21 protein-coding genes are annotated in these 22,441 nt (G+C 61.1%); 7 read left to right on the top strand and 14 right to left on the bottom strand.

Annotation, left to right across the window (positions count from 1 at the left end):
• Window positions 1-10: 10 nt before the first annotated feature.
• The 5 genes from rsfS to leuS all read right to left on the bottom strand — a co-directional run bounded on the left by rsfS (window position 11) and on the right by leuS (window position 5,287).
• Entirely contained in the window at window positions 11-352 is a 342-nt protein-coding gene (gene rsfS, locus I6L40_RS18280; RefSeq protein WP_033112713.1) for a ribosome silencing factor, read from the bottom strand.
• 97 nt (window positions 353-449) lie between these two features.
• A complete protein-coding gene (nadD, locus tag I6L40_RS18275; RefSeq protein ID WP_041209960.1) occupies window positions 450-1,100 on the bottom strand; it encodes a nicotinate-nucleotide adenylyltransferase in 651 nt (216 codons plus the stop codon).
• Window positions 1,094-2,131 carry a DNA polymerase III subunit delta gene (gene holA, locus I6L40_RS18270; protein ID WP_071913003.1) on the bottom strand — a complete coding sequence of 346 codons (1,038 nt, stop codon included), beginning with the start codon at window positions 2,129-2,131 and terminating at the stop codon, window positions 1,094-1,096. Before holA ends, nadD begins: the two co-directional genes overlap by 7 nt.
• Entirely contained in the window at window positions 2,131-2,613 is a 483-nt protein-coding gene (lptE, locus tag I6L40_RS18265) for an LPS assembly lipoprotein LptE (protein ID WP_043850182.1), read from the bottom strand. The genes holA and lptE overlap by 1 nt, the downstream gene beginning before the upstream one ends.
• A 97-nt stretch (window positions 2,614-2,710) precedes the next feature.
• Window positions 2,711-5,287: a leucine--tRNA ligase gene (leuS, locus tag I6L40_RS18260; protein WP_216994680.1), complete on the bottom strand. Its 2,577-nt coding sequence runs from the start codon at window positions 5,285-5,287 to the stop codon at window positions 2,711-2,713.
• A 145-nt stretch (window positions 5,288-5,432) separates the two neighbouring features.
• Here leuS and I6L40_RS18255 point away from each other — a divergent pair, with 145 nt between their 5' ends.
• The gene (locus tag I6L40_RS18255; RefSeq protein WP_041209964.1) at window positions 5,433-5,921 is read left to right on the top strand and encodes a zinc ribbon-containing protein; all 489 of its coding nucleotides are present in this window, start codon (window positions 5,433-5,435) and stop codon (window positions 5,919-5,921) included.
• 74 nt (window positions 5,922-5,995) lie between these two features.
• Here I6L40_RS18255 and I6L40_RS18250 read toward each other — a convergent pair whose 3' ends face one another.
• From I6L40_RS18250 to fldB, 3 genes are all read right to left on the bottom strand, one after another.
• The gene (locus I6L40_RS18250; RefSeq protein WP_216994679.1) at window positions 5,996-7,336 is read right to left on the bottom strand and encodes a TldD/PmbA family protein; all 1,341 of its coding nucleotides are present in this window, start codon (window positions 7,334-7,336) and stop codon (window positions 5,996-5,998) included.
• On the bottom strand, window positions 7,336-8,736 hold the full coding sequence (locus I6L40_RS18245; protein WP_216994678.1) for a TldD/PmbA family protein: 1,401 nt from the start codon (window positions 8,734-8,736) through the stop codon (window positions 7,336-7,338). Before I6L40_RS18245 ends, I6L40_RS18250 begins: the two co-directional genes overlap by 1 nt.
• A gap of 243 nt (window positions 8,737-8,979) precedes the next feature.
• Window positions 8,980-9,498 carry a flavodoxin FldB gene (gene fldB, locus I6L40_RS18240; protein WP_033112705.1) on the bottom strand — a complete coding sequence of 173 codons (519 nt, stop codon included), beginning with the start codon at window positions 9,496-9,498 and terminating at the stop codon, window positions 8,980-8,982.
• A 217-nt stretch (window positions 9,499-9,715) separates the two neighbouring features.
• On the opposite strand from fldB, the gene xerD reads away from it, so the two are divergent.
• Window positions 9,716-10,615 carry a site-specific tyrosine recombinase XerD gene (gene xerD / locus I6L40_RS18235; RefSeq protein WP_216994677.1) on the top strand — a complete coding sequence of 300 codons (900 nt, stop codon included), beginning with the start codon at window positions 9,716-9,718 and terminating at the stop codon, window positions 10,613-10,615.
• 75 nt (window positions 10,616-10,690) lie between these two features.
• Here xerD and mscL read toward each other — a convergent pair whose 3' ends face one another.
• Window positions 10,691-11,101: a large-conductance mechanosensitive channel protein MscL gene (gene mscL / locus I6L40_RS18230; RefSeq protein ID WP_215801779.1), complete on the bottom strand. Its 411-nt coding sequence runs from the start codon at window positions 11,099-11,101 to the stop codon at window positions 10,691-10,693.
• Between the two features lie 318 nt (window positions 11,102-11,419).
• Between mscL and I6L40_RS18225 the strand changes: the two genes are divergently transcribed.
• Window positions 11,420-12,067 carry a disulfide isomerase DsbC N-terminal domain-containing protein gene (locus tag I6L40_RS18225; protein ID WP_050490132.1) on the top strand — a complete coding sequence of 216 codons (648 nt, stop codon included), beginning with the start codon at window positions 11,420-11,422 and terminating at the stop codon, window positions 12,065-12,067.
• Entirely contained in the window at window positions 12,033-13,763 is a 1,731-nt protein-coding gene (gene recJ, locus I6L40_RS18220) for a single-stranded-DNA-specific exonuclease RecJ (protein ID WP_216994676.1), read from the top strand. Before I6L40_RS18225 ends, recJ begins: the two co-directional genes overlap by 35 nt.
• 99 nt (window positions 13,764-13,862) lie before the next feature.
• On the opposite strand, the gene lnt is transcribed toward recJ, so the two are convergent.
• From lnt to miaB, 5 genes are all read right to left on the bottom strand, one after another.
• Window positions 13,863-15,407: an apolipoprotein N-acyltransferase gene (gene lnt, locus I6L40_RS18215; RefSeq protein ID WP_216994675.1), complete on the bottom strand. Its 1,545-nt coding sequence runs from the start codon at window positions 15,405-15,407 to the stop codon at window positions 13,863-13,865.
• Between the two features lie 140 nt (window positions 15,408-15,547).
• The gene (gene corC / locus I6L40_RS18210) at window positions 15,548-16,432 is read right to left on the bottom strand and encodes a CNNM family magnesium/cobalt transport protein CorC (protein WP_033112698.1); all 885 of its coding nucleotides are present in this window, start codon (window positions 16,430-16,432) and stop codon (window positions 15,548-15,550) included.
• A gap of 99 nt (window positions 16,433-16,531) precedes the next feature.
• Window positions 16,532-16,996 (bottom strand): rRNA maturation RNase YbeY, encoded by a 465-nt coding sequence (gene ybeY, locus I6L40_RS18205; RefSeq protein ID WP_041209973.1) that lies wholly within the window; start codon window positions 16,994-16,996, stop codon window positions 16,532-16,534.
• A complete protein-coding gene (locus I6L40_RS18200) occupies window positions 16,993-18,042 on the bottom strand; it encodes a PhoH family protein (RefSeq protein ID WP_208737832.1) in 1,050 nt (349 codons plus the stop codon). The genes ybeY and I6L40_RS18200 overlap by 4 nt, the downstream gene beginning before the upstream one ends.
• A 54-nt stretch (window positions 18,043-18,096) precedes the next feature.
• Window positions 18,097-19,530 (bottom strand): tRNA (N6-isopentenyl adenosine(37)-C2)-methylthiotransferase MiaB, encoded by a 1,434-nt coding sequence (gene miaB / locus I6L40_RS18195; RefSeq protein WP_033112695.1) that lies wholly within the window; start codon window positions 19,528-19,530, stop codon window positions 18,097-18,099.
• 267 nt (window positions 19,531-19,797) lie between these two features.
• On the opposite strand from miaB, the gene I6L40_RS18190 reads away from it, so the two are divergent.
• The 3 genes from I6L40_RS18190 (at window position 19,798) to I6L40_RS18180 (ending at window position 22,430) form a co-directional block, all read left to right on the top strand.
• Window positions 19,798-20,961, top strand: a complete 1,164-nt coding sequence (locus tag I6L40_RS18190) for an FAD-dependent oxidoreductase (RefSeq protein WP_216994674.1) — start codon at window positions 19,798-19,800, stop codon at window positions 20,959-20,961.
• A 132-nt stretch (window positions 20,962-21,093) separates the two neighbouring features.
• A complete protein-coding gene (locus tag I6L40_RS18185) occupies window positions 21,094-21,660 on the top strand; it encodes an isochorismatase family cysteine hydrolase (protein ID WP_124241850.1) in 567 nt (188 codons plus the stop codon).
• 119 nt (window positions 21,661-21,779) lie between these two features.
• Window positions 21,780-22,430 (top strand): excalibur calcium-binding domain-containing protein, encoded by a 651-nt coding sequence (locus tag I6L40_RS18180; RefSeq protein ID WP_216994673.1) that lies wholly within the window; start codon window positions 21,780-21,782, stop codon window positions 22,428-22,430.
• Window positions 22,431-22,441: the final 11 nt, after the last annotated feature.

Raw genomic sequence — 22,441 nt, 5'->3', positions numbered from 1 at the left:
GCTGCTCTCGTTATTGCGTGTTCACTTGAGCGGCACCGCCCCACAGTTTTTCCAGCTGGTAGAAGTCACGATGTTCATCCTGCATCACATGCACGATCACCGATCCCATATCTACCAGTACCCACTCTCCGCTCAGCTCGCCTTCCACGCTCAGCAGGTCGAGCCCGGCATGACGGGCTTCACTGGCCAGATGGTTGGCGATGGCGCAGACGTGACGGTTGGAGTTGCCGGAGCAGACGATCATGGTGTCAGTGATGCTGGATTTGCCGCGTACATCGAGGGTGATGATATCGCGGCCTTTCATGTCATCAATCTTGTCGATGATAAAGGCGTGAAGTTCTTGGCCTTGCAATGAGTCTCTCCTGTATTCCGGCGCCTGACAGCGTGAGGGCGGCGGATTATATCATGGTCACTCCCGTTTCATACCGGAACGGGACAGCTGGGAAGTCTTACCGGCAGATGGCGCGGTAGAGCCCCTGTTGATCAATATAGTGCGCAACCGGCTCGGGCAAGAGGTAGCGGGGATCTTCTCCCGCCGCCAGCAGCTCGCGCAGCCGGGTAGCAGACAATTCAATGGGTTGGTTGCTGGCCAACCAGATATGGCCTGCCCGTTGCCGGTGCAGTGCGGCTACCTCTTTGACCTGATGACGGGCCAGCAGTTCAGCCAGTTCGGCCGGATAATCGGGTTGCCAGCCGGGGCGGGTGCTCACCACCAGATGGGCGTAGTCGAGCAGCTCCCGCCAGCGGTGCCAGCCGGGCAGGCCAAGCAGCGAGTCCATCCCCATCAAAAAGCAGAGCGGCGTATCGGGCAGCTCCTGACGTAGCTCGATCAGGGTATCGATGGTGTAGGAGGGCTTGTCACGCCAAAGTTCCCGCTCATCCACCACGAAGTGGCGGTTCTCTGCCGCCGCCAGCCTGACCATGGCCAGACGCTGCTCGCTGGAGCAGTGCGGGTTGGCGCGGTGGGGCGGTATATGGTTCGGGATCAGCCGCACTTCCGCAAGACCAATGGCATCGCGCGCCTCGATGGCGGGGCGCAGATGGCCGATATGGATAGGGTCGAACGTGCCCCCCAGCAGGCCAATAGGCGCCTTTAGCATGGCGCACTCTCCATCGCCAGCGGCAGGGGCGTGCCGTCACGAAAGCCGAGGGCTATGGTCTGCAGCATCAGCCAGGCCTGCTCGGTATCAAAGCGGCGCTGGGCGTCATCCAGTTGTGCCATCAGCTGCCACAGCTGCTGCAGCTTGGCAAACGGCAGTCGGGTCAGCGCCTGTTGAATGAGCTGCTGGCGGCTTTGCCAGATGCGCAGGCGGCTGAAGTGTTCCCCCAGTGGCTGGCCGTTGCGCATCGCCAGCGACAGTTCGGTCAGCTGCTCCAGCTCGCGACAGAGGGTCCATGCCAGCATCCCCGGCTCGGTGCCTTCGGCCCGCAGAGCGGCCAGAATGCGCTGGGCCCGGTTCACTTTCCCTTCCAGCAGGGTATCGACCAGCTGGAACGGGGTGAAGTGGGCGTGGCGGATGATGGTCTCCTGCAGATAGGTGACGCTGATGGGCTGGGGCGGCGAGAGCAGGGTCAGCTTCTCGATCTCCTGGCTCGCGGCCAGCAGGTTGCCCTCGTAGGAGTGGCACATAAAGTTGATGGCATCGGGCAGCGCCTTGAGGCCAAAACGCTGGAAGCGGGCGCTCATCCAGCGTGGAAAGAACTTGGGCTCCGGGTGGTTGACCGGCACATAGGTGCCGATCTGGTAGAGCTTGTCGAACCAGGCTGCCTTCATCTGGGTCTGGTTGAGACGACCGCCGCTCAGTACCAGCAGCAGATCTGGGTGGAGCTGCTTGCCAATGTCGCTGATACGGGCAGCGAGATCCTTGTCGACCTTGGCGGGCAGTTCCAGTTCAATGATTTGGCGGGCAGAAAAAAGGCTCATCGCCTGACAGGCGTCGTAGACCTGATTCCAGTCCAGCCCCTGTTCCACCACGAAGGTGTGGCGTTCATCGAATCCCTGCTTGCGGGCGACCTGACGGATGGCGTCGATGGCTTCCAGTCGCAACAGGGGCTCGTCACCAAAAACGAGATAGCAGGGCCGAAGCCCTGCTTTGAGGTGGTCACCAAACTGTTCAGGGTAGATCCGCATCAGAAGCTGACCTGACTCAACTGCCGGATCACCTGATTGGCCGCCTGCTCCTGCATCTCGCGGTTGAGCTGCTCCTGCTCACGGGAGGAGGCGAGGGCTGCATCGGGCTTGTTGAGGAAGCTGCGGTTGAAGTTGATGGGGAAAACCTGAGTCGGTTTGCCCGGCACCGAGACGGTGAACTGGGTGCTGAAGCCCATCACATACTCGGTATCGACACCCTGTGCGTTGACCGAGGCGACCTGATTGCTGGCTCCGATACCACCCAGGGTCAGTACCGGGATCCCCTCCTTGTCGGCCAGGGTAACCCCTGATGCCTTGAGGCGGGTGGTGACCATCCGGTAGAAGTCGCTCTTGTTGTCGCCCACGACCTTCATGGTCTTCAGCTCGGCCGGAATGCCGGTGCCACGCATGTGAAAACCGCAGCCTTGCAGCAGTAGGGCTGCCAGCATGATAGCCATCCAGCGGGTGAAGATGGTGCCCATAGAAAATCCTCTTTGCATTAAGGGAAAGCGGCGGGCGCAGGGCCCGCCGTTATCATCCGTTTGCTGTTACAGATTGGCAACGCTCGTTGGCGACCGATCAGTTGGCGACAATGTTGAGCAGCTTGCCCGGTACATAGATCACCTTGCGCACGGTCAGACCGTCGGTGAACTTCTGCACGGATGCATCGGCCATAGCCAGCTTCTCGACATCAGCTTGGCTGATCTCGGCCGGAACGGTCAGCTTGCCGCGCATCTTGCCGTTGATCTGCACCACGACCAGCTTCTCGGTCTCGACCATGGCCGCTTCATCGGCCACCGGCCATGCAGCGTGATCCACGTCGTCGCCCTTGCCCAGCATCTTCCACAGCTCGAAGCCGATGTGCGGGGTGATGGGGTAGAGCATGACCACCACCGCTTCCAGCGCTTCCTGCATCAGAGCGCGGTCCTGCTCGTCGTTGCCAAGTTTGGAGAGATTGTTCATCAGCTCCATGATGGCGGCAATGGCGGTGTTGAAGGTCTGACGGCGACCCACGTCGTCGCTCACCTTGGCGATGGTCTTGTGCAGTTCGCGGCGTACCGCTTTCTGCTCGTTGGAGAGGGCAGCCAGATCCAGCGCAGCAACGGCGCCACCGGAGACGTGCTCGAAGGTGGTACGCCACAGGCGACGCAGGAAGCGCTGGGCACCCTCTACGCCGGAGTCGGACCACTCCAGGGTCATCTCGGCCGGGGAGGCGAACATCATGAACAGACGGACGGTATCGGCGCCATAACGCTCGACCATCAGCTGCGGGTCGATGCCGTTGTTCTTGGACTTGGACATCTTGGTCATGCCGGAGTGGATCACTTCGCGGCCTTCATTATCGATGGCCTTGGTGATGCGACCCTTCTCGTCACGCTCTACCTTGACGTCGGTCGGGCTGACCCAGACGTTACCGCCTTTTTCGTCCTTGTAGTAGAAAGCGTCGGCCAGCACCATGCCCTGACAGAGCAGACGCTTGAACGGCTCGTCGCTGTTCACGAGACCTGCGTCACGCAGCAGCTTGTGGAAGAAGCGGGCGTAGAGCAGGTGCATACAGGCGTGCTCGATGCCGCCGATGTACTGATCCACCGGCAGCCAGTGGTTGGCAGCCGCCGGGTCCAGCATGCCCTTGTCGTAGTCCGGAGAGCAGTAGCGCGCGTAGTACCAGGAGGACTCCATGAAGGTGTCGAAGGTATCGGTTTCGCGGAACGCTTCCTGACCGTTGTAGGTGGTCTTGGCCCACTCGGCGTCGGCCTTGATCGGGCTCTGGATACCATCCATCACCACATCTTCCGGCAGCAGTACCGGCAGCTGGTCTTCCGGCGTCGGCACCACTGTGCCGTCAGCCAGAGTCAGCATCGGGATGGGAGCACCCCAGTAGCGCTGACGGGAGACACCCCAGTCGCGCAGACGGAAGTTGACGGTGCGCTTGCCCTTGCCCAGTGTTTCCAGCTTGTTGGCGATGGCATCAAAGGCGCCCTGGAAGTCGAGACCGTCAAACTCGCCGGAGTTGAACAGTACGCCCTTCTCGGTGTAAGCGGCTTCGCTCACGTCGACGTCGCCATCAACCGGCTTGATGACCGCCTTGATGTCGAGGCCATATTTGGTGGCGAATTCGAAGTCACGTTGATCGTGGGCCGGAACCGCCATCACGGCGCCGGTGCCATAGTTCATCAGCACGAAGTTGGCGACCCAGACCGGTACCTTGCGGCCATCCAGCGGGTGCATGGCGTAGAGGCCGGTGGCCATGCCCTTCTTCTCCATGGTGGCCAGTTCGGCTTCGGCTACCTTGGTGTTCTTGCACTCTTCGATAAAGGCGGCCAGTTCCGGATTGTTTTCGGCGGCCTGCAGGGCCAGCGGGTGGCCAGCGGCGATACCGACATAGGTGACGCCCATGAAGGTGTCCGGACGGGTGGTATAGACCTCCAGCTGATCAGCATGACCCTCGATATTGAAGCTGATGTTGACCCCTTCGGAGCGGCCAATCCAGTTGCGCTGCATGGTCTTGACCATCTCTGGCCAGCCTTCGAGGTTGTCGATATCGTTCAGCAGCTCTTCGGCGTAGTCGGTGATCTTGATGAACCACTGGGGGATCTCTTTCTGCTCCACCGGGGTGTCACAGCGCCAGCAGCAGTTGTCGACAACCTGCTCGTTGGCCAGCACGGTCATGTCGTTCGGGCACCAGTTGACGGAGGAGGTCTTCTTGTAGACCAGACCCTTCTCGTAGAGCTTGGTGAAGAACCACTGCTCCCAGCGGTAGTAGTCCGGCTTGCAGGTGGCGACTTCACGATCCCAGTCATAACCCAGACCCAGCATCTTCAGCTGGTTCTTCATGTATTCGATGTTTTCGTAGGTCCAGGGGGCCGGCGCCGTGTTGTTCTTGATGGCGGCGTTTTCCGCCGGCAGACCGAACGCATCCCAACCGATGGGTTGCAGCACGTTCTTGCCATTGAGGCGTTGATAACGGGAGATCACATCACCTATGGTGTAGTTGCGAACGTGCCCCATGTGTAGACGACCAGACGGATAGGGGAACATGGAGAGGCAGTAGAACTTCTCTTTGTCTACTTTTTCCACGGCCTTGAAGGTTTTCTTGGCATCCCAGTGCTTCTGCACTGCTGGTTCGATTGATTGGGGAACGTATTGCTCTTGCATTGGTGACATCCGGATCTGTGAAATGAATAGATAAATCAGCTGGGAAATCGCAATAGAATACCCATATCCTGCGGCGGCAACAACCGCCAGCATCCGTCAAGCCTGAAGCCGGGCCAGAAAGGGATTTAGCAGAGGAGTAACAGCCATGGACAAACGTCAAAAAGGGTATGAAACCTTCATTGCCGAACTGCAAAAGCAGTGGCAAGAGACAGAGCAGTTCCAGGGGGAGCGCCTCAACCGGATGATTGCCCGCGTTCAGGCCTATCTGGAAGCGGCCAGCGACCTCACTCAGGACGAACTGGCGCTGATCGCCGAGTATGTGAAGCGGGATCTGGGCAACTATGACGAGGGGCGCAAGGATGAGCAGGTGGAGGAGTCTGCCTTTATGCTGGCGCTCAAAGATACCGCCTGGTCCTGGTTGGCGGATGTGACTGACCGTGCCCAGGTGGAGTGGCGCGAGCTGGCCGACGAGCTGGAGCACAAGGGCGTCTATGAGGCGGGCGACTGGGTGGGGCTCGGGGTCATGGTGTGCGACCAGTGTGGTTGGCGCCATACCGTGCTCCATCCCGAGCAGCTCGATACCTGCCCCGAATGCGGCTGCGCCGAGTATCACCGCGAACCGCTCTCACCCTGAGTCATGCCATCAATGCGGACGAGATAACAAGCAAAAAGGCGCCATCAGGCGCCTTTTTCTATTGATGGGCTGGATTACTTGCCCGCGACGGAGAGTCCGCCAAAACGGATAAGCGGGGCGTAGAAGCCCTTGCCATCGTTGTGGTGCAGAGTATCGCCGACCGCTTCCAGCTCGCCCAGCAGGCGGTAGAAGTTGCCCGCCACCGTGATGCCGCGTACCGGCTGCAGGCGAACCCCATCGCGGCAGAGGAATCCTGACGCGCCAAAGGAGAAGTCGCCGCTCACCGCATCGGCCCCCGAATGCAGACCGTCCAGCTTGACCAGCTCCAGATAGTCGCCGCTCTGCACCTCCGCTTCGCTGTGGGGGCCGGCGCCAAATACCAGATGGCGAGCGGTCACATCGAGGGCACTGCGGGCGCCGCGGGCGGCCGAGCCGTTGCTGGCGACTCCAAAGTGGCGAGCGGTGGCGCTGTTGTGGAGCAGGGTTTGCAGCTCACCGTCGCCAATCAGCAGCAGATCCGAGGTGGCAGCTCCCTCGCCATCAAACGCCTTGATGTTCATGCCGCCCGGCATATAGACCCGGCTTTCCAGAGTGAGCCAGCGTGACGCCACGCTCTGCCCCACCTTCTCCCGCCAGGGGTTGATCCCCTGCTGGGCCCACTTGCCCGACAGCACCCCCTGGAAGCAGCCAAACAGACTGGCGAAGCAGTTGGTACTGAAGATGACGCTGTAGCGACCGCTCGGCACCGCTTCACCGGGCAGCAGACCATCGGCGATGGCGTAGATTTGCTCGATCAGGGCCTGACTGTCCAGCTCGTCGAAGCGACGGCCATACTGCCCCTGCGAGTGCATCGACTGGCGGCCATCCCGTTCGACCAGAGCCGAGGTGTAGCAGCCGACGCTGAACTCGCCGTGCTGGCAGAGGGTGCCCTGACTGTTGGCGAGCCAGAGCTGGCTCTCCCCTTCGAAGAAGCTGTTGTAGGGCGCGCCGCTCACATCGGGCATGGCCAGCATGTCTGACTCCAGGCGCAGGGCCAGGGCGATCTTCTCCTCAACCGGCGTGGTATCGGGCTGATTGATCTCGGCGCAATCTGTGGTGAGCCGGCTATTGGCCACCGAGATGCGCTGATCCGGATCCACCTTGGCAAAGCGGCTGGCATCGAGCGCATCTTGCAGCATGGCATCGAGCGCCGCCTCATCGAGCGCTTCCGAGTAGGCGATGCCGACCCGGCCCTCTTTTATCAGGCGAATGCCAAGCTGCTGACTGCTGGTCACCTTGTATTCGCCGAGCTCGCCCTTGTCGGCCTTGAGGGAGAAGGCTCTCTCCTGATTGGCGATGATGTCCGCTTCGGCGTTGAGATCGGCCACCTTGTCCAGCAGGCGGGTGAGCAGTTGGTTCATGTCGATGGTGCTCATCAGGCGTTCCCTCCCACCAGAATATTGTCCACTTTCAGCGCCGGCTGGCCCACCGAGGTGGGGACCGAGCCCGAGACCGAGCCGCACATGCCGGCGGCCAGCGCCAGATTGCTGCCCACCATGGAGATCTCTTTCAACACCTGCGGGCCGGTACCGATCAGGGTGGCCGACTTGAGCGGTCTGGTGATTTTGCCGTGCTCGATGAGGTAGGCCTCCTGCACGTTGAAGTTGAATTCACCGGTGCCGGGCTGTACCGAGCCGCCCCCCATCTTTTTGGCGTAGATGCCGTGCTCCACCGTGGCCAGCATGTCGTCGAGGCTGTGGTTGCCCGGTTCGATATAGGTGTTGCGCATGCGCGAGGTGGGGGCGTACTTGTAGGATTCACGCCGACCCGAGCCGGTACGGGCATAACCGGTTTTGAGGGCGCCCATTCTGTCCACCAGAAAACCGGTCAGCACGCCGTCCTTGATGAGCTGGGTATGCTGGGCTGCCATCCCCTCGTCATCGACGTTGATGGAGCCCCAGACGTTGCCTTGCAGCCCTTCGTCCACCGCATTGACTACCGGATTGGCGATGAGTTGGCCCATCTTGTCGTGGAATACCGACGCTTTCTTGGCCACCGAGGTGGTCTCCAGCAGATGGCCGCACGCCTCGTGGAAGATAACGCCGCCAAAGCCGTTCTCCATGATGACCGGCAGGGTACCGCTCGGGCAGGGGGCTGCCCCCAGTTTCACCAGTGCCTGACGGGTGGCGGTGAGCGCCAGCTCGCGCGGATCGATGCGTTCGGCATGCTCCCACCCCATCAGGGCGCCCGGTGCCTCATAGCCGACGCTCTGCTCGCTCCCTTCGCGGGCGATGGTCTGGGCCATGATGCGGTTGTAGTGGCGGCGATCGGCCACCTGCAGCCCTTCGCTGTTGAAGATCTCCACCTCCTGCTCCCAGCCCAGCACGTTGCCGGAGAACTGGCTCACCTTGTCGCTCTCGGCGCGGGCCACCGCATCCATGGCGTGCAGATAGGCGATCTTCTGCTCCAGCAGCTTGTCGGCCGACAGCGGCAGGGCGACCGGGTTGCGATCGGTCAAGCGGGTAAAATCGAAGGCGGTGGCGGTCACCACCGGGTCGCGGCGGTCTTTGGCTGCCAGCAGGGTGACGATACGCAGCAGCTCATCGCGGCTGGCCAGATTGGTGTAGCCGTAGAGCACCTTGTGGCCATAGCAGAGGCGCACGCCGATGCCGAAATCGAGGCCACCGCTGATGTTCTCTATCTGGCTGGAGAGCAGGCTGAGCTGGCTGCGGCGCTTGCGCTCGACAAACAGCTCGGCGAAATCGGCCCCGAGTGCCAGTGCGTGATCGAGCACGTCGCGGGCGATGGCGGGGGCCAACAGGGAGAGTGGCGTCATAGGATCTCCTTTTCTGGGCGGGTCTCAGCCTTCGCGACCCGGATTCGAGCGTGATGGTGTAGCAGCCCCATTGTTGCAGAGCGTTACTCAAATGTCGCTATGGCGTCAGCGGATGATACCGATTGAAAAAATCGATGCGATAACTGCGACCGCATTGGCGGCAAAGGAGGATTTAAGAGAGCGGAGAGAAGGGGGAGGAAGCCGGCATCCGCACAGGCTGGGATGCCGGACAGGCAGCGCGGGTCAGAGCAGCTCGTGAATTTCAGTCAGGATCTGGTCGACCCACTGCTCGATGCGGGAGTCGGTCTGGTCATACTGGTTGGCATCGTCGAGGGCCAGGCCGACGAAGTGGCGGCCATCATCGATCAGCGCCTTGGAGGCATCGAACTCGTAGCCTTCGTTGGGCCAGTAACCCACCAGCTTGACCCCTCTGGGCACCAGCTGATCGTGCAGCATGCCGAGGGCATCCTGGAACCATTCGCCATAACCCAGCTGGTCGCCGAGGCCAAACAGGGCGACGATACGCCCCTCCAGATGGAGGTCGCCAATATCTTCCCAGCGGGACTCCCAATCCTCCTGCAGCTCGCCGAAATCCCAGGTGGAGATGCCGAGGATCAGCACCTCGTAATCCTCCATCAGGCGCAGGGAGACATCCTTGATGTTGTGGATATCCACCAGCTCGGGGCCGATAAGGGCGCGGATCTTCTCGGCAGCCATCTCGGTGTAGCAGGTGGTAGAACCGTAAAACAGACCAATCTTCATCGCTCTTTATCTCTTTTGGCGCTTTCTCGCTTGCTCGTGTGGGCTGCACCTGTTGGCAACACGATGGGCAACATAAGGGGAGGGCGCCAGTCTAGCAGATTGGCTGCGCTCCTTCACCGCCCGATATCACGGGCAGATCAGGTCGCGGCAAGCGGCTTGCGCATCCGGCAAGCAGAGGCGTTACAATGGGCCACTGTTCTTCTGACTGCGACCGACCATGAGCAAGCCCGAGCCACATCCCCTGATTGAACCCTTTCTCGATGCCCTCTGGCTGGAGCGGGGCCTCTCCGACAACACGGTCAGCTCCTATCGTACCGATCTGGAAAAATTCTCCCTCTGGCTCGATGGGCAGGGCAGCTCCCTGCTGCTGGCGGGGATGGACGAGATCCAGCACTACCTCGCATGGCGGGTCGATCATCAGTTTGCCGCCAGCAGTACGGCCCGCTTTCTGTCGGCCCTGCGCCGCTTCTATCAGTACCTCAACCGCGAGAAGCTGCGCAGCGACGACCCCACCGTACTGCTGGAGGGGCCCAAGCTGCCCAAGAAGCTCCCCTCCGATCTGAGCGAAGCGGAAGTGGAAGCGCTGTTGACGGCGCCGCTGGTGGATGATCCGCTGGAGCTGCGGGACAAGGCGATGCTGGAGCTGCTCTACGCCACCGGCTTGCGGGTTTCCGAGCTGGTGGGGCTGACTGCCGAGCATGTCAGCCTGCGGCAGGGGCTGGTGCGGGTGGTCGGCAAGGGCAACAAGGAGCGACTGGTGCCCATGGGCGAGGAGGCGATGTACTGGCTGGAGCGCTACTACCGGGAGGGGCGAACCTTGCTGCTCGGCGGTACCAGCTCGGATGTGGTCTTCCCCTCCAAACTGGCCCGGATGATGACCCGCCAGACCTTCTGGCACCGCATCAAGCTCTATGCCCAGCGGGCCGGGATCAACGGCGAGTTATCCCCCCATACCCTGCGCCACGCCTTTGCCACCCACCTGCTCAACCACGGCGCCGATCTGCGGGTGGTGCAGATGCTGCTGGGCCATGCAGATCTCTCCACTACCCAGATCTACACCCATGTCGCCAACGAGCGGCTCAAGGCGCTGCACGGCGAGCATCACCCGCGGGCCTGAGCGGGTTGGGTGGCCAACAAAACAAAAAACCGCCTGCGGGCGGTTTTTTTATGAATACACGACGGGAAGTGACGCTTATTTGCCTTGCTGGGCTTTCAGCAGGTCGCGGATCTCGGTCAGCAGCTCCTGCTCCTTGGTCGGTGCTGCGGGGGCGGCTGCTTCCTCCTCCTGCTTTTTCTTCAGGGTATTGATGGCCTTCAGCCCCATAAAGATGGCGAAGGAGATGATCAGAAAATCGATGATGGTCTGGATGAACTTGCCGTAGGCAATGACCACGGCAGGAGCGCTGCCTTCGGCAGCCTTCAGGGTGACTGCCAGGTCGCTGAAGTCCACGCCGCCCAGGATCAGGCCGATAGGCGGCATGATCACGTCACCGACGAAGGAGGAGACAATCTTGCCAAAGGCGGCACCAATAATGATACCGACCGCCATATCGATCACGTTGCCTCTGGATGCAAAGGCCTTGAACTCTTGTATCAGACTCATTCTTTCCTCCGAAATTAAGCACGCTAGCGTAGCGGTCGCGCCTTGTTCTGGCGGCGATCCGCTATCGGGAGCAGGGTAGCAAGAGCACATGCCACCTGTTCTCCCTGACTAGCTTGCTGAGGTTGGCTCTGCTTGGCAATCAGGGGGGCGTGATTTTTTGGTTCAACCTGATATTAATTTTTCGATAAATAGCAGGTTGAATGCTGAACTGTGCTGCTGTACTTTGTTGAGTCCATTCATTCATGCCACGTGAGTAAAAGAGTGAAGTATTTACTACTGGGAATGATGCTTTTGTGCACATTTACTGCCAAAGCGGGGATGGATCCCCAGGCCTTGAAAACAGCCATATCCACCAGGCTGGGGATATCCGTATATACGGTGGATCAGACGCCTATTGCGGGCCTGTATATGCTGGGCACCTCCAAGGGGGTGCTATATAGCGATGCCAAAGGGGATTATCTGGTACAGGGGGTCATGCTGGACATGACCCGGGACATGAAGAACCTGACCATCTCCGGCATGCGCACTCAGCGTCGACTGGGATTGGCGCAGGCAGCCCATGATCCCATTGTGCTCAAGGCCCGGGATGAGCGTCATCGGGTCGCGTTGTTTCTTGGCGAGAAGGATGCGGCACGGCGTCAGCTACCCGGGACTCTGCAGCATCTGCAGGCATCCGGGGTGAGCATCGCGATCTATCCGGTCATTGACCATGCCGAGCGAGCCACCGACTGGTGCAGCGATCCCCTGCTGCAAAATTCGCCCTTCAAAGCTTATTTGCCTCAAAAGGAATGTAGTGAGACCCTTATCCAAAATATTGGCCTGAGCCAATGGTTGGGGGTAAAGGTACTGCCGGCCTGGATCTCCTCTGAAGGAGATCTGGTGCGGGGTTACCAGAGCCCTGAACAACTGCTCAAGATACTGGATAATTTTGATGCCTCTGCACATTCGTCGTCGTCCGCGAGTTGATGATTCCCATCTGCCCGCCAACCTGCATCCGCTGCTTCGCCAAATCTTCGCCAGCCGTGGCGTAGACGATCCCGTCCTGCTCGAGCGCAGTGCCAGCTCGCTGCTGCCACCCCAGCGCCTCTATGGCATGGAGCAGGCGGTGCCGCTGCTGGCCGACGCGCTGGCCGCCCAGAAACGGATCCTCATCGTCGGTGACTTCGACTGCGACGGCGCCACCAGCTCGGCGCTGTGCGTGCTGGCCCTGCGCGCTATGGGTGGCCGTCACATCGATTTTCTGGTGCCCAACCGCTTCGAGTTCGGATACGGCCTTACCCCCGAGATCGTCGAGTTGGCGGTGGCCCGCGGCGCCGAGTTCCTGATCACGGTGGATAACGGCATCTCCAGTATCGCCGGGGTGGCGGCGGCCAAGGCGGCCGGCATGCAGGTACTGGTTACCGATCACCATTTGCCGGGTCAGGAGTTGCCTGACGCCGATGCCATCGTCAATCCCAACCAGCATGGTTGCGACTTCCCCTCCAAGTCGCTGGCCGGGGTCGGGGTCGCCTTCTACCTGATGGCGGCGCTCAACACTCACCTCAAGCAGTCCGGCTGGTATGAGCGGTTCGGCATCGTGGCCCCCAATGTGGCGGATTACCTCGATCTGGTGGCCCTCGGCACTGTTGCCGACGTGGTGGCGCTCGACGGCAACAACCGCATTCTGGTCCATCAGGGCTTGCAGCGGATCCGCGCCGGTCGCTGTCGCCCCGGCATTCAGGCGCTGGTGGATGTGTCGGGCCGCGATGGTCGCCGCCTCACCGCCGCCGACCTCGGTTTTGCGCTGGGGCCGCGCCTCAACGCGGTGGGACGCCTCGATGACATGTCGCTCGGGGTCGCCTGTCTGCTCTGCGATGATCTCAATCTGGCGCGCCAGCTCGCCTCCGAGATGGACAGCCTCAATCAGGAACGCAAGGAGATCGAGCAGGGGATGCAGCAGGAGGCGCTTGCCACCCTGGAGCAGATCCGGTTTCGTGATGGCGAGGTGCCGTCGGGCATCGTGCTGCACCGCAACGAGTGGCATCAGGGAGTAGTGGGGCTGGTGGCCTCCAAGGTGAAGGAGAAGTACTACCGCCCGGTCATCGCCTTTGCCGAGAGCAGCGACACCGAGCTCAAGGGCTCCGGTCGCTCCATCCCCGGGGTGCATCTGCGCGATGCGCTGGAACTGCTCGACACCCGCCACCCGGGGCTGATGGGCAAGTTTGGCGGCCACGCCATGGCGGCGGGGCTGACCCTGCCCAAGGCCAATATCGAGGCGTTCGGTCGGGCTTTCGAGGCAGTCATCAGCGAGCTGGTGACCCCCGAGCTCTTAACCGGGGTGTTGCTCACCGATGGTGAGCTGCTGCCGGATGAGCTCAATATCGAGCTGGCGGAGCTGATCCGCGCCTCCGGCCCCTGGGGTCAGGCCTTCCCCGAGCCGCTGTTCGACGGCGAATTCGTGCTGGTACAGCAGCGGCTAGTCGGGGAGAAGCACCTCAAGATGATGCTGACTACCGATTCCGGTCACGCAGTGGATGCCATCGCCTTTGGCGTCGATCTCAAGCGTTGGCCCGATGCCTCGGTGAAACGGGTGCGGCTGGTCTACCGGCTCGACGTCAACGAGTGGCGCGGCAACCGCAGCGTGCAGCTGCTGGTGGAGCATCTGGAGGCCGCCGGTCTCTGAGCTGATAACTTTTTGGCTGTAGATAGCGGTAGGTAAGCAGAAGCTGGTAAGAAAAAGAGGCGCCCATGGGCGCCTCGTTTGTTATTCAGTGCAGATGACTCAGAGCTCGCGGGCCCAGGGGTGCGCCTTGGGGCGCAGCGCCAGGGCCAGACCCAGCAGCAGCACGGTCATGCCGTAGAGGGGCCAGTTGCCAAAGCGCATATAGGGGGTGGCACCGTGAGCCGGGCGTACTTCGCTGCGCAGTACACCCGCTTCGAACTGCGGGATCTGGCCGATGATGCTGCCATCGATCTCGGTAACGACAGTGATGCCGGTGTTGGTGTCGCGCAGCAGCGGACGAGCCAGCTCCAGCGCACGCATCCGGGCGATTTCCATATGCTGCCAGGGGCCGATGCTGGTGCCGAACCAGGCGTCATTGGAAACGGTCAGCAGGAAGTCGGTATCCGGGTTGACGTTGCGGCGCACCTCTTCCGGGAAGATGATCTCGTAACAGATGGCGGCGGCAAACTTGAGCCCCTTGGCGATCAGGTTCGGTTGCACCTCGTCACCCCGGCTGAAAGAGGACATCGGCAGGTTGAAGAAGGGGGCGATGGGGCGCAGCAGATCTTCAAACGGCACGAACTCGCCGATAGGCAGCAGGTGGTACTTGTTGTAGCGGTTGGGGTGGCCGTAGAAGTAGGACTCCTTGCCATCCGCATCCTGTACCCCCATGCCGAGCACTGTATTGTAGAAGCGTTGCTGCTTCTCGTCGTAGTGGATGATCCCCGCCAGCAGGCCGGTCTCGTTCACCTTCATCGCCTTGTCGAGGTTCTCCAGATAGGGGCCCATGGTCTTTTCGAGGGCCGGGATCGCCGATTCCGGCCAGACGATGATATCGGCATCCTGATTGTCGCGGCTCAAATCCTGATAGGTACGCACCGTGGGGGCCAGCGCCTCCGGATCCCACTTGAGGGACTGGGCGATATTGCCCTGTACCAGCGCCACCTTGACCGGTTCGCCACGGGTGACCCAGTTGAGCTGCATCAAGCCGTGAGCGCCGGCAGCCAGCAGGGCGGGCACCGCCAGCCACAGTGGCGAGCGGGACTTCCACACCAGCCAGATGGCGGAGGCGGAGAATAGCAGTGCCAGGGTAATGCCCTGTACCCCGAGAATGGGGGCGAACCCCTTGAGTGGGCCGTCGATCTGGGTGTAGCCAAACCAGAGCCAGGGGAAGCCGGTCATCACCCAGCCGCGCAGCCAGTCGGCCAGCAGCCAGAGTGCCGGGAAGGCGAGCAGCCAGCGGCTCCAGTGACGACCGCTGAAGAAGCGGGCAAAGGCCCAGCAGGCCAGCGTCGGATAGAGCGCCAGATAGGCTGACAGACCAGCCAGCAGCACGAAAGCGACCGGCAGCGGTATGCCGCCAAATTCGGTCATGCTGACATGGATCCACCACAGACCCGGCAAGAACAGCCCCATGGCGTAGCCAAAGCCGCGCCAGGCCGCCTGTTTGGGGCTGGCCTTGTCCAGCAGGGCGTAGAGGCCGAGCAGGGAAGGAATAACCAGCGGCCAGTAGCCGAAGGGGGAGAAGGCCAGCACAGCGATGGCACCAGAGGCCAACGCACTGAGGCTTAACAGAATTTTTGAAGTAACAGGGGATAATCTCACGGGCGATGGTGCTCGTCTTGGTCTGCAACTGGGTCGAATGGCCGGTATCTTACCCTGTACGGTTGCCAACGGCGAGCCTCCTGCCGTCCGGATAGAACAACGCCCCGAGGTCGGGGCGTAGTTCAATGCACTCAGGCGACTTACTGGGGTTCAGATTGCGCCACTGCATGGTTCTCGGGGATCTTCACCTGCAACTGCTGCAGGCGGCGCTTGTCGGCGTGCATCACCTTGAACAGGTAGCCGTCCAGCTCGATCTCCTCGCCCTTCTTGGGCAGGTGGCTGAAAGCGTGCATCACCAGACCACCGACCGTATCCACCTCTTCATCGCTGAACTTGGTGCCGAAGAAGTCGTTGAAATCCTCGATCTCGGTCAGGGCGCTGATGGAGAAGACCCGCTTGCTGAGGCGGCGGATCTCGTCCGGCTCATCCTCGATGTCGTCAAACTCGTCGTCGATCTCGCCAACGATAAGTTCCAGTATGTCTTCAATGGTCACCAGACCGGAGACGCCACCAAACTCGTCGACCACGATGGCCATGTGGTAGCGCTCTTCGCGAAACTCCTTGAGCAGGCGATCAACGCGCTTGCTCTCGGGGACGATCACCGTGGGGCGCAGGATCTTCTCCAGTTGCAGTGGTTCGCTGGCATGGTGACCACCGAAACCGAAGGGGAGCAGATCCTTGGCGAGCAGAATACCCTCGACATGATCCTTGTCCTCATTGATCACCGGGAAGCGGGAGTGACCCGACTCGATGATCACCGGCAGGATCTCGTCGATCGGCTGGGACTTCTCGATGGTGACCATCTGGGAGCGGGGGATCATGATGTCGCGTACCCGGAGATCGGCGATCTCCAGCACCCCTTCGATCATGTCCTTGGTGTCCTGATCGATAAGGTCACGCTCTTCGGCATCGGCTATCACTTCCACCAAATCATTGCGGTCTTTTGGCTCGCCCTGGAAGAGTTGGCTGAGCTTGTCGAGCCAGGTTTTCTTCGGCGAGCCGGTACTAGGGTGATCGTCGGTCATTTTTTCTCTTGGTTACTCATTGAATATACGGGGATTTCACTTCAGCTATATGAGGATGGCAGCCATCTGTTTCAAGCCGATGAACCGCCATGCTGCACATTACTCTTCGTCGCTCTGATAAGGGTCGGCAAAGCCCAGCTCCTGCATGATGTCGCGCTCAAGCGCTTCCATCTCTTCGGCTTCCTCATCCTCGATATGGTCATAACCTAGCAGATGCAGACTGCCGTGCACAACCATGTGGGCCCAGTGGGCCATGAGGGGCTTGCCCTGCTCTTGTGCCTCGCGCTCCACCACCTGACGGCAGATCACCAGATCGCCCAGCAGCGGCAGCTCCAGACCGGGTGGCGCCTCGAACGGGAAGGAGAGCACGTTGGTAGGCTTGTCCTTGCCGCGATAGGTGAGGTTGAGTTCGTTGCTCTCTGCCTCGTCGACGATGCGCACCGTCACTTCGGCCTCCTGCTGGAAGCCGAGAATGGTGCCGTCGAGCCAGCCCTGCAGTTGGGCCTCGCTTGGCAGGCCGTCGGTGCTGGCACTGGCCAGTTGCAGATCCAGGGTTACGCTCATTGCTCGCTCTCTTTGCTGGTGTTGACTTGGCCGGCCACCTTCTCGGCTGCCTGCTTGGCGTCGAATGCTTCATAGGCCTGCACGATGCGGGCCACCACCGGATGGCGTACCACGTCGGTGGACTGGAAGAAGTTGAACGACAGACCATCAACGCCCTGCAGCACTTCCAGCGCGTGGCGTAGGCCGGATTTGGCATTGCGTGGCAGGTCGATCTGGGTGATGTCGCCGGTCACCACGGCCTTGGAGTTGAAGCCGATGCGGGTCAGGAACATCTTCATCTGTTCGGTGGTGGTGTTCTGGGCCTCATCGAGAATGATGAAGGCATCGTTGAGGGTACGGCCACGCATGTAGGCAAGCGGCGCCACCTCGATGATGTTGCGCTCCATCAGCTTCTCGACCCGCTCAAAACCCAGCATCTCGAACAGGGCGTCGTAGAGCGGGCGCAGGTAGGGGTCTACCTTCTGGGAGAGATCGCCGGGCAGGAAGCCGAGCTTCTCGCCCGCTTCCACCGCCGGACGGGTTAGTAGAATGCGGCGGATCTCCTGACGCTCCAGCGCATCCACAGCCGCCGCCACCGCCAGATAGGTCTTGCCGGTACCGGCCGGGCCGATGCCGAAGCAGATGTCGTGGCGCACGATATTGGCGATGTACTGGGCCTGATTGGGGCTACGTGGCTTGATGAGACCGCGCTTGGTCTTGACCGTCACCTCCTTGCCATAAGGGATGGAGGGGGCCGGTTCGTCATCCTGCTCCAGCACTCGCGACTCCAGAATGGCCAGATGAACCATGTCGGGGGTGATGTCGGTTACCTTGCCACCCTTGAGGGGCTGGGTTTCCACATAGAGGTGCTTGATGATGACGGCGGCGGCATCCACCTGGGCCTGCTTGCCCAGCAGCTGGAAGTGGTTGTCACGGTAGCTGATCTCGATGCCGAGGCGGCGCTCCAGCTGCTTGATGTTGTCATCGAAGGGGCCGCAGAGACTGGCAAGACGCTGGTTGTCGGCGGGTTCGAGATGCAGGTTCAGGGTCGAGAGGTGTCGGCTCACAATATCCTCGTATCAGGGCGCTCCCCATCCGCCGGGCGGATGGGGAGGGGGAGATTAATGGGGAGTGAAGGCGGCCACGCCCAGCTCGTCCGGCACGTTGTCGGGACGACGGGCCAGAATGTCGCTCGGGGCGGTGGCGATGCGCAGGTTCATCTCGCTCTCGCCGCGGATGAATTTGCCGCGCAGGGAGTTGGGCAGCACTTCGGTGATTTCCACGTCGGCAAAGCCGCCAATCAGGGTATGGGCCCCTTCGAAGTTGACCACCCGGTTGTTCTCGGTGCGGCCGCACAGCTGCATCGGGTCGAGCTTGGATGGCCCTTCCACCAGAATGCGCTGGGTGGTGCCCAGCATGGAGCGACCAATCTGCATCGCCTGATTGTTGATGACGTGCTGCAGGCGGGCCAGACGGGCTTTCTTCACTTCCATGTCGACATCGTCGGGCATGTCGGCGGCCGGCGTACCGGGGCGCGGACTGAAGATGAAGCTGAAGCTCATGTCAAAGCCCACATCCTCGATCAGCTTCATGGTGGCCTCGAAATCCTCATCGGTTTCGTTCGGGAAGCCAACGATGAAGTCGGAGCTGATGGTGATGTCGGGACGGGCGGCGCGCAGACGACGGAGCTTGGATTTGTACTCCAGAATGGTGTGCGGGCGCTTCATCATGGTCAGGATACGGTCGGAACCGCTCTGCACCGGCAGGTGCAGGAAGCTGACCACTTCCGGCGTGTCCTTGTAGACCTCGATGATGTCGTCGGTGAACTCTATGGGGTGGCTGGTGGTGTAGCGGATACGGTCGATGCCGTCGATGGCGGCCACCAGACGCAGCAGCTCGGCGAAGGTGCAGATGCCGTCATCATGGGTCGGGCCACGGTAGGCGTTGACGTTCTGGCCGAGCAGGTTCACTTCGCGCACCCCTTGCTGGGCGAGCTGGGCGATTTCATAGAGCACGTCGTCGAGCGGACGGCTCACCTCTTCACCGCGGGTGTAGGGCACCACGCAGTAAGTACAGTATTTGGAGCACCCTTCCATGATGGAGACGAAGGCGGTTGCCCCTTCGGCGCGCGGCTCGGGCAGGCGGTCAAACTTCTCGATCTCGGGGAAGCTGACGTCCACCTGGGCGCCACGCCCCTCCTGAACCTGTTTGATCATGGTGGGCAGGCGGTGCAGGGTCTGCGGGCCGAACACGATATCGACATAGGGAGCGCGTTGGCGAATGGCATCGCCCTCCTGGGAGGCCACGCAACCACCGACGCCGATCACCAGACCGGGCTTGTTTGCCTTGAGCTTTTTCCAGCGGCCCAGCTGGTGGAACACCTTCTCCTGCGCCTTTTCGCGGATGGAACAGGTGTTGAGCAGCAGCACATCTGCCTCTTCCGGCTCCTCGGTAAGCGTGTAGCCATTGCTGGCATCCAGCAGGTCGGCCATCTTGGACGAGTCGTACTCGTTCATCTGGCAGCCCCAGGTTTTAATGTGAAGTTTCTTGCTCATTGCTACTCTTGACTGGTTTTGAATTTGGCATGGTCAAAGGACCGGGCATTTTACTCCGCAATCGTGAGACTGCCTAGCGAATATCCAGTCCGGCCCCTTTGCCAGCGGGGGCGCCACGTGCGGGAGAAAATCGGCTTTCCCCTTGATTTGACGCAGCAATTCTCCACCCCCTTCACTGTTTATCCCGCCCCCTTGCGGTATCATGGCGCCATTCGGTTTGGCCCCGGCCACCCATGAACGGGGCGCCCCTTTTGCAGGAATAAAGTTATGGAACAGTGTGATATCGCCATCGTCGGCGCCGGCATGGTGGGGGCGGCTACCGCCTGTCTGCTGGCGGCCCAGGGCCTCTCGGTGCGGGTCATCGAAACCCAGCTGCCGGAGCAATACGCGCCGGAGCAGCCGCTGGATCTGCGGGTCTCCGCCATCAGTCAGGCTTCGGTGGCGCTGCTGGAGCAGGCTGGCGCCTGGCACCATCTGCAGCAGATGCGGCTCTGCCCCTATCGCCGGCTGGAGACCTGGGAGCTGGATGGCTTTGCTACCCGCTTCAACGCCGCCGACCTCGGCCTGCCCCAGCTCGGTTACATCATCGAGAACCGGCTGGTGCAGCTCGCCCTGCTCAAGCGGATGGAAGATTTCCCCAACATCCAGACCCACACCCCGGCGGCGGTGACAAGCCTGCGCCAGAGTGCGGATGAAGCTGTGCTGACTCTGGACGACGGCACTGAACTGGCCGCCCGCTGGGTGCTGGCCTGCGACGGCGCCGAATCCCACACCCGCAAGCTGGCTGGCATCGGGGTATCGCGCTTCGAGTACCGCCAGCACTGCATGCTGATCAATATCGACACCGACTTTGCGCAGGAAGATATCACCTGGCAGCAGTTCACCCCGAGCGGCCCGCGCGCCTTCTTGCCGCTACCCGGCCAGCACGGCTCCTTGGTGTGGTATGACAGTCCGGCCCGGATCCGGGCGCTGGCGGCCATGAGCAATGAGGCGCTCGCCGCCGAAGTGCGCCGCCACTTCCCAAGCCGGCTCGGCGGCTTTACCGTCACCGGCAAGGGGAGCTTCCCGCTGGTGCGCCGCCACGCCAACGACTACCACGCCGGCCGGGTGGTGCTGCTTGGCGATGCCGCCCACACCATCAACCCGCTGGCGGGGCAGGGGGTCAACCTCGGCTTCAAGGATGTGGCCTGCTGGGTCGACTTACAGCAAGGGGCTGGCGCCGACTGGCATCAACTTGTGCTGGCCGAGCGCTACGAGCGGCGCCGTCGTCCCGACAACCTGCTGATGCAGTCGGGGATGGATCTCTTCTACGGGGTATTCAGCAACGATATTGGCCCGCTCAAGCTGGCTCGCAATCTGGCCCTCAATCTGGCGGACAAGGCGGGCCCCCTGAAGGAGATGGCCCTGCGCTACGCGCTTGGACTGGTGTAAGCGGGGAGGATGCAGAAGGCCAATTGCCGTGCCTGCGCTGTTCATGTCAGTAAGGTTGGCTGGATGGGCTGTGCAGGCGCGAAAAAGCGAGTATAACAGGTCGGCTATCAACCACGATTTGGGAGAGAAGGGATGAACAAGGCACTACTGGTGATCGATTTTATCAACGACATCGCCCATCCTGACGGTCGCATTGCGACCACGGCCGACCATGTGATGGAGCAGAACGCCATCGCGCATGCCAATGAGGCGATGGCTTATGCCCGCGCCCACGACTGGCTGGTGGTACTGATCAAGGTCGGTTTCGACAGCCGTTATCAACTGCAACCCAAGGGTTCCCCCATGTTTGGCCGGGCCCATCAGCTTGGCGCCCTCTCACTTTGCGACAGCGGCACCGATTTTCATGCGGACCTCGATGTGCAGCCCGGTGATCTGGTGCTGGCCAAACCCAGAGTGAGCCCATTCTATGGTACTGCGCTGGAACCCGCCTTGCGGGCCAACCACATCGACCACCTCTATCTGTGCGGCGTAAGCACCAGCTGGGCCATTCAGTCGGCGGCGCGAGATGGTCACGATCGCGACTACGCCATCACCATTCTGGAGGATGCCTGCGCGGCGGCGGATGCCACCGAGCATCACACCTCGCTGCGGATGCTGAGCCGTATCGCCGAGGTTATCAAGGTGTCCCAGCTCGACTGACCCTCCGGCAGCAGGCTGCGCTTGTTCACTGTTTTGACATTTATATCTGCGGCCCTCTGTTGGGCCGCAGCTGTTTTGGGCAACATGGACAGATTGCCTGTGGCCACAAGGATGAGGACATGCGTTATCAGGGACGGATCGTGCGTTGGAACGAGGAGCGCGGTTTTGGTTTTATCGTGCCCGAGCAAGAGGGCACGCAGAAAGGTGCCGAGCTGTTCGTGCACATCACTGCACTGCAAACAGATGGTTTGAGCCCGATGGCGGGAGAGCGGGTCTCCTATCTGATGGGGAGCGGTAAAGATGGCAACCCCCGCGCCGAGCAGGTGTTCTTCCCTGATCGTCCGTTGTCGCTGGCGGCGAGCCATAGATCTTCGCGCTCGGAGTCGGCTTCAAGCCAAGGTCGTTCGCATACTCCTGCCAGTACGTATCGTCGTCCGCGCCCTGCCTATCAGCGCCGTAGCCGCTGGCGCAGCACGTTTGTTCCCCTGCTGTTGGTGGCACTGTGCCTTTTCAGCTATTCCCGCTTCTCGGCCAAGTCGGTGACGTCCGCGTCTGCCACTCCTGCCAGTAGTGGTGAGAGCAGTATGGGATTGTTTTCCGACACAAACGCATCGCTGCCAACCCACAGCTATCACTGCGATGGTCGCCAATATTGCTCCCAGATGACCTCTTGTGAGGAGGCGACCTGGTTTTTACAAAACTGCCCTGATACCAAAATGGATGGAGAGGGAGATGGCATCCCCTGTGAAAATCAGTGGTGCAGGAATTAAATACTATTTCT

The sequence above is a fragment of the Aeromonas sp. FDAARGOS 1410 genome, from assembly GCF_019048745.1.
GTDB lineage: Bacteria > Pseudomonadota > Gammaproteobacteria > Enterobacterales > Aeromonadaceae > Aeromonas > Aeromonas jandaei.
This window is presented reverse-complemented; position numbering and strand designations above follow the sequence as displayed.